Here is a 6,626-nt window from a genome sequence, read left to right on the forward strand (position 1 = left end):
TGCCGACGGCGGCCTGCCGGGCGAGGTCGCGGGCCTCCGCGAGGGACCACCGGACGCCGCCGTGGCGCCCGATGACTGCGGGCTCGTCGCTGACGGCCAGGACGGCGGCGAAGCCGACGCCGAAGCGGCCGACGGCCGACTCGTGGCCCTCGCGCTTGGCGGAGGCCCGGAGCGTGCTCAGGGACTCGACGCCGGTGGCGTCCAGGGGGGCGCCGGTGTTGGCGGCGGCGAGGACGGCCGCGCCGTCGCCCGCCTCGTGCAGGGTGAGCCGGAGCCGGCCGGGGACGCCCGCGCGGGCCGCGGCGTCGGCGGCGTTCTGGGCGAGCTCGACGACCAGGCGGTCGCGGTAGCCGCCGAGGGCGAGGTCCTCCTCGGCGTTGGCGTCCTCACGGAAGCGTGCGGGGCCGGCGCCCCAGGCGTCGAGCACCCCGCGCCGCAGCCGTGCCGTCCCGAACGGATCGGCCCCCTCGGTCGCATTCACACTCACGCTCGTAACTCCGCTCTTCCGGTGACCCGCCAACGCCCAGTGTGCGCCCGAAGGTACCGCGAGCCGAAGCCGGCCCGGCGCCGCCCTCGCGGCCCGCGCCGCGGGGGCGGCGGTGTGCCGCGGCCCGGAGCGTCAGGAGTGGCCGAGGTCGTCGGTGCGGCCGTCCGTCCGGGAGGGGACCGAACCGGAGTCGTCGCCCGGCCGCAGCGAGTAGTCGTCCACCCGCATCGTGTCCAGCGCGTGCGGCGCCCTCTTCGGCGGCTGCGGCATCACCGCGGCCTCGGAGTGCCCCCCGCAGCCGTACGACAGCGAGACCACGTGGCCGTCCGCCGGGGCGAACTCGTTCGCGCACACGCCGAACGCCTGCTTCAGCGAGCCCGCCATGGGCACCAGGAACGCGCACGTCACGCAGGACGCCGGGGCGGCCTGTGCCATCGGCGTCCTGGCGCCGAACGCCTCGTCCCACCGGTCCGCCGCCAGCCGCAGGCCGTAGCGGGAGAGCACCCGCGCGCGGCGGGTGCCGAGCTCGTCCGCGACCGCGGCGATCGAGCCGCGGCTCGTCCCCGGCCGGGTCGTCAGCTCCGCGTCCTCCACGTCCACGAGGGACGCGAGCTCCTGGGACAGGTCGGAGACCGCGGAGTTGGGCAGCGGCTCGTCCTCGCCGGTCCAGCCGGGCTCCAGGCGGGGGTCCTCCGCCTCGGTGGGGAGCAGGTCGCCGGGGCCCATGTCGCCGGGCCGCAGCCGCTCGCTCCACGGCACCCACTCGGGCGCCAGGAGCGCGTCGTCCCCCGGAAGCAGCACCGTTTCGTCAAGGGTGACGTTCTTGGCGCGGGAGGCCCTGGCCACCGTCACCGCCCAGCGCCACCCCCGGTAACCGGGCTCCCTGCTCTCGAAGTAGTGCGTGACGACCCGGTCCCCCTCGGAGACGAGGCCCAGGTGTTCACCGACCACTCCGGGCGCGGCGGCCTCCTCGGCCGCCGCGCGGGCGAGGTCTACCGCCTCGGCGCACAGGCGGTCGGGGGCCGGGGTACGGGCCGTACGGCTTCGCGTCGTCGCAGCACTCACAGGTCTCGCTTCTCTCCATACGCCGTCTCACGAGCGCGCCAGCAGCTCCATCGATGTCCGATTTCAGCCATGACGGTCGTGGGCGGAGCGGACCTGGGGGCCGCGTCGACGTCCACACCCGTTGTGCCTGCCTCGGGCGCGCCTTCTGCCACCCATTCTGCGGGATCGCGGAGAGGCGCGCGGCCAAGAACAACCGCCGGTGGCGCGTGAGTGCACGCTACCCTCTCCGCCGCCCCGCGCCCACCTGCACGTCCCGATCCGGACGGGAACGGCACCGGATCCACGAAATGGGCACGGCCGGGAAGGGGCGCCTCCCGCCGGCCCCCGGCCCCGGGGAAGGGGCTGTGTCCTGTGCGGTTCCGGGCCGGGGAAGGCCCCTGCCCCCGGTGTTTCCGGGGCGCGGTGAGGCGTCTCCCCGGCCTTTCCCGGCCATCCGGTGACGGGGGGCCGACTCACCCGTCGGGGCCCTCCGCCGCCGCGCCCGGGCCTGATCTCGGTTCGTCACGGCGGGGGGTGGGGCACTATGACCACGTGGCTTCCGCCAGGTCGTCCGAGGGGACCGGTCCGCTCCGCAGGGCGGGCCGGGCGACGGGTCATGCCCTGCGCGCCCCGTTCACGGCCGCCGCGCGGGGTATCCGGAAAGCGACGCACGCCCACGGAGCCGGCGAGTCCGGTCTGGGCAAGCTGATCGAACTGCACGCGGTCAACGGCGCCGGCGACGTCATGGTCACCGTCGCGCTCGCCTCGACCGTCTTCTTCTCCGTACCGACGGACGAGGCCCGCGGGCGGGTCGCCCTCTACCTCGCCGTCACGATGGCCCCCTTCACGCTGCTCGCCCCGGTGATCGGCCCGCTCCTGGACCGCCTGCCGCACGGCCGCCGCGCGGCGATGGCCGGCGCGATGTTCGCGCGGGCGGTCCTCGCGCTCATGATGTCGGGCGCGGTGGCCACGGGCGGTCTCGAGCTCTACCCGGCGGCACTGGGCGTACTGGTCTCCTCGAAGGCGTACGGGGTGGTGCGCAGCGCCGTCGTGCCCCGGCTGCTGCCACCCCGTTTCTCGTTGGTCAAGGCCAACTCCCGGGTCACGCTGGCCGGGCTGCTGGCCACCGGGGTGGCGGCTCCGATCGGGGCCGGGCTCCAGACCGTCGGATCACCCTGGCCGCTGTACGGCGCCTGCGTGATCTTCCTCGGCGGCACGGTCCTCGCCTTCACCCTGCCGGGCACGGTGGACTCCGCCAAGGGCGAGCGGAAGGCCCGCCTCGTCCCCCCGCACGAGGTGGTGTCCCCGCACGTCCCCCGGCCGGGCCGCGGCAGGAAGGACGGTGGGGGGAAGGGCAGGAGGAACGGCCGGGAGAGGCCGCCGGGGCTGCGGACCGTCGGGCCGGCCGTCCTGCACGGACTCCAGGCGAACGCCGCCCACCGGGCGCTCTCGGGTTTCCTGATCTTCTTCCTGGCCTTCCTGCTGCGCGAGCACCCGCTCTCCGGGCAGAGCGCCGCCGTCTCGCTCGGCATCGTCGGCGTCGCGGCGGGGGCCGGGAACGCCTTCGGCACGGTGGTGGGGTCCTGGCTCAGAGCCCGCGGTCCCGAGGTGATCGTCGCGACGGTGCTGGGGCTCGCCCTGGGTGTCGCCGTCCTCGCGGCGGTGTTCTTCAGCACCGTGATGGTCGCCGCGCTCGGGGCGGTCGCCGGATTCACCCAGGCACTGTCCAAGCTGTCGCTGGACGCCATGATCCAGCGGGACGTCCCGGAGGAGGTGCGGACCTCTGCGTTCGCCCGCTCCGAGACCCTGCTCCAGATGGCCTGGGTGGTGGGCGGCGCCATCGGCATCGCGCTCCCGCTCAACGGCGTACTGGGCATGTCCGTCGCCGCCGGGATCCTCGCGCTCGGCGCGACCGCCTCCGTACGGGGCCTCCTGGGGGCCGCCCGGCGCGGCTCACCGCACCCCCGCGTGGCGTGAGCGACGACGACCGATAGCCTTCGGCGCATGACCGTTGCGTTCTTCTCCGGTAAGGGCCGTCGAATCGGCGTCGCTCTTGGTGCCGTGTCCGCGGGACTCCTTGTCCTGTCCGCCTGCGACAAGCCGACGCCGCTCGCCACCGTGACGGTCGGCGACACCTCGGTGAGCACCGAGGCCGCCTGCTACAACGACGGCAAGGCCCTCAAGGAGTCCGAGATCCAGGGCTGCCTCAACAAGAAGGCGGAGAAGTCCGTCAAGGTCGCGATGGACGACAAGGTCCGCTTCGGCGTCGACCCGGAGATCGCGGAGCACGGCTGGACCCTGTTCATCAACGGCCAGCAGGCCGAGCAGGAGCCGTACAAGAAGACGTACCGCTCCATTCCGGGCAGCGCCTTCTTCGCCAGCCAGACCGGCGAGACCACGGCGGACAAGACGCAGATCAGCATCGTCGAGGCGCAGGGCCGCAAGCTCACGGGAGTCTGGCACTTCCAGCTCAAGAAGACCTCCTGACCGCCGGGCGCCGATGACCATGACCGCGCGGGTGCTCGTCGTGACCGCCGTCCCGGCCGAACGGGACGCGGTCACGCGCGCGTTCGGGGCTCCGCGGACGCGTGAGGTGCCGGGTGCCGAGGTGCACCGGGCCGGTCCGTTCGACGTCCTCGCGGGTGGGGCGGGTCCCGCCGCCGCGGCGGCCGCGACCGCCTTCGCCCTCGCCGCCGCGCCGGCTTCGGAGCGTTACGCCCTCGTGGTCTCCGCGGGCATCGGGGGCGGCTTCGCCCCCACCGCGCCCGTCGGGGCGCTCGTCGTGGCGAGCGGCATCGTGGCCGCGGATCTGGGCGCCGAGACCCCGGACGGCTTCGTGCCCGTCACCGGTCTCGGCTTCGGCCGGGACACCTTCCTGCCTCCCCCGGCGCTCGTGCGGGACGTGGCGGCGGCCACCGGCGCCGTCCCGGGCGCCGTGCTCACCGTGTCCACCGTGACCGGCAGCGCGGCCCGCACGGCCGCCCTGCTGGCCGCGCACCCCGGTGCCGCCGCCGAGGCCATGGAGGGCTTCGGTGTCGCGGAGGCCGCCGAGCGGCTCGGCGTGCCGGTGATCGAGCTCCGGGCGGTCTCGAACACGGTGGGGCCGCGCGACCGGGCGGCCTGGCGCATCGGGGAAGCCCTGGCCGCGCTCTCCGAAGCCTTCGGGAAGCTCGCACCTGTAGTGGAAAGTTGGACCCGGCATGACCGACACGACGCGAACCGTGACTGACCCCGCCACCGAACCCGCCGCGGCGGCCCCGCCGGAGCTGCGGATCGCCTTCTCGCCCTGCCCGAACGACACGTTCGTCTTCGACGCCTGGGCGCACGGGAGGGTGCCCGGCGCGCCCGTCCTCGACGTCACCTTCGCCGACATCGACCTGACCAACGGCATGGCCGAGCGCGGCGAGTTCGACGTGCTGAAGGTGTCCTACGCCGTCCTGCCGTGGGTGCTGGACGAGTACGCCCTGCTGCCCTGCGGCGGGGCGCTGGGGCGCGGCTGCGGGCCGCTCGTCCTGACGAAGGAGGCGGGCACGGACCTGACGGGGAAGACCGTCGCCGTGCCCAGCGAACGCTCGACCGCCTACCTGCTGTTCCGGCTCTGGGCGGCCGAGGTCGTCCCGGGCGGCGTGGGCGAGATCGTCGTCCTCCCGTTCGACGAGATCATGCCGGCGGTGCGCGACGGGCGGGTGGACGCCGGACTGGTGATCCACGAGGCCCGCTTCACCTACCGGAACTACGGCCTGCACAGCCTCGCCGACATGGGCGAGCACTGGGAGTCGACCACCGGCCTGCCGATCCCGCTCGGGGCGATCATCGCCAAGCGGTCCCTGGGCGAGGAGACGCTGCGCCGGCTGGCCGACGCGGTCCGCACGTCGGTGCGGATGGCCTGGGACGACCCGGAGCGGTCGCGCGCCTACGTCCTGGAACACGCCCAGGAGATGGACCCGGCCGTGGCCGACCAGCACATCGGGCTCTACGTCAACGAGTTCACCGCCGACCTCGGCGAGAACGGCTACGCGGCGATCCGCGGGCTGCTGACGCGGGCGGCGGCCGAAGGCCTCGTGCCGCCCCTGCGCCCGGGCGCGCTGGCGTTCTCCGCCGCCGGCTGACACGGCCCGTCCGCCGGCCGGCCGCGCCCCGCACGGGCACCCACCGCCCCCGGCGAACGGCCGGGGGCGGTGCGCGTCAGACGTCCAGCTGGTCGGCGACCGCCCGCAGCAGGCCCGCGATCTTCGCGCCCGCCGCCTTGTCGGGGTAGCGGCCCCGCTCCAGCATCGGCGTGATGTTCTCCAGCACGGTCGTCAGGTCCTGCACGATCGACGCCAGCTCGTCCGGCTTGCGCCGCTGCGCGGCGGCGACGGACGGGGTGGGATCCAGGATCACCACGGAGAGGGCCTGATCACCGCGCTGGCCCGCGACCACGCCGAACTCGACGCGCTGGCCCGGCTTGAGCGCGTCGACACCGGCCGGGAGCACCGAGGAGTGGACGAAGACGTCGGCGCCGTCGTCGCGCGAAAGAAAGCCGAAGCCTTTTTCCGGATTGAACCATTTGACCTTACCCGTGGGCACGTCTGTCCTCGTCCTCGTACTCGTCGGTGAGCGGCGGAGCCGGGAACGGCTCCGGAAAGCAGTACAGCGGGTCCTGACGACCCGCCGGTCCAAGGCTAGTGGCCCGCGGGCCGGAGACAAGACGTCGCCATGTGGTTCCGCCGAGCTGGGAACTACCCTGGCCGGGTGAGTACTACTCCTTCCGGCGCAGGCGACCGGCTCGTACAGGTCGGCGCGATCGTCTTCATCATCGGCGCGCTCGCCACCCTGGTCACCGTGGCCCCGTTGTTCCTGGGCACCGATCCGTTCCCTCCCGTCGCATACGCGGTGTGCATGCTGATGGGGCTCGGCTTCCTGATCGCCGCGGCGGGGGTGGTGCGCTCGGTCCGGAGGAACGCGCCGGGGCGCGCCGCGACGCGCTAGGGGCCCCTTCGCGCCACGCCTGGGAGGCGGGCGGGACGGGTGGGGCCCGGCGTGACTTTTGGCAGGATCACGTACGTCGGGGGCGCCGCCCCCGGACTCTCGCCACGCGGCCGGAGGCGGCCGT

Annotated in this window: 7 protein-coding genes and 1 pseudogene; 5 read left to right on the forward strand and 3 right to left on the reverse strand. The window is 74.4% G+C overall.

Going from position 1 to position 6,626, the window contains the following annotated elements:
* Window positions 1-487, reverse strand: a pseudogene (locus ABZ371_RS27110) (molecular chaperone Hsp90); the annotation flags it as partial.
* Window positions 488-619: 132 nt separating this feature from the next.
* Window positions 620-1,552, reverse strand: coding sequence for a DUF3027 domain-containing protein (locus ABZ371_RS27115; protein WP_358684264.1), 933 nt, complete (start codon window positions 1,550-1,552; stop codon window positions 620-622).
* 531 nt (window positions 1,553-2,083) lie between these two features.
* On the opposite strand from ABZ371_RS27115, the gene ABZ371_RS27120 reads away from it, so the two are divergent.
* The 4 genes from ABZ371_RS27120 to ABZ371_RS27135 are packed head-to-tail and all read left to right on the forward strand — an operon-like array spanning window position 2,084 to window position 5,640.
* Window positions 2,084-3,508, forward strand: coding sequence for an MFS transporter (locus ABZ371_RS27120; protein WP_358684266.1), 1,425 nt, complete (start codon window positions 2,084-2,086; stop codon window positions 3,506-3,508).
* Between the two features lie 27 nt (window positions 3,509-3,535).
* Window positions 3,536-4,018 carry a DUF2771 domain-containing protein gene (locus ABZ371_RS27125; protein WP_358684268.1) on the forward strand — a complete coding sequence of 161 codons (483 nt, stop codon included), beginning with the start codon at window positions 3,536-3,538 and terminating at the stop codon, window positions 4,016-4,018.
* 13 nt (window positions 4,019-4,031) lie between these two features.
* Window positions 4,032-4,760 carry a futalosine hydrolase gene (locus tag ABZ371_RS27130; protein ID WP_358684270.1) on the forward strand — a complete coding sequence of 243 codons (729 nt, stop codon included), beginning with the start codon at window positions 4,032-4,034 and terminating at the stop codon, window positions 4,758-4,760.
* Window positions 4,732-5,640 carry a 1,4-dihydroxy-6-naphthoate synthase gene (locus ABZ371_RS27135; RefSeq protein ID WP_358684272.1) on the forward strand — a complete coding sequence of 303 codons (909 nt, stop codon included), beginning with the start codon at window positions 4,732-4,734 and terminating at the stop codon, window positions 5,638-5,640. Before ABZ371_RS27130 ends, ABZ371_RS27135 begins: the two co-directional genes overlap by 29 nt.
* Window positions 5,641-5,716: 76 nt before the next feature.
* Here the strand turns inward: ABZ371_RS27135 and ABZ371_RS27140 are convergent, their stop codons facing one another.
* On the reverse strand, window positions 5,717-6,100 hold the full coding sequence (locus ABZ371_RS27140; protein WP_358684274.1) for a cold-shock protein: 384 nt from the start codon (window positions 6,098-6,100) through the stop codon (window positions 5,717-5,719).
* A gap of 165 nt (window positions 6,101-6,265) precedes the next feature.
* Between ABZ371_RS27140 and ABZ371_RS27145 the strand changes: the two genes are divergently transcribed.
* Entirely contained in the window at window positions 6,266-6,502 is a 237-nt protein-coding gene (locus tag ABZ371_RS27145) for a hypothetical protein (RefSeq protein WP_358684276.1), read from the forward strand.
* The last annotated feature ends 124 nt before the right edge of the window (window positions 6,503-6,626 follow it).

The organism is Streptomyces sp. NPDC005899 (assembly GCF_040629645.1).
GTDB lineage: Bacteria > Actinomycetota > Actinomycetes > Streptomycetales > Streptomycetaceae > Streptomyces.

Coding starts and splice junctions, on each gene's coding strand:
- ABZ371_RS27130 (WP_358684270.1), top strand. CDS start 4,032: ATGACCATGACCGCGCGGGTGCTCGTCGTGACCGCCGTCCCGGCCGAA.
- ABZ371_RS27125 (WP_358684268.1), top strand. CDS start 3,536: ATGACCGTTGCGTTCTTCTCCGGTAAGGGCCGTCGAATCGGCGTCGCT.
- ABZ371_RS27135 (WP_358684272.1), top strand. CDS start 4,732: ATGACCGACACGACGCGAACCGTGACTGACCCCGCCACCGAACCCGCC.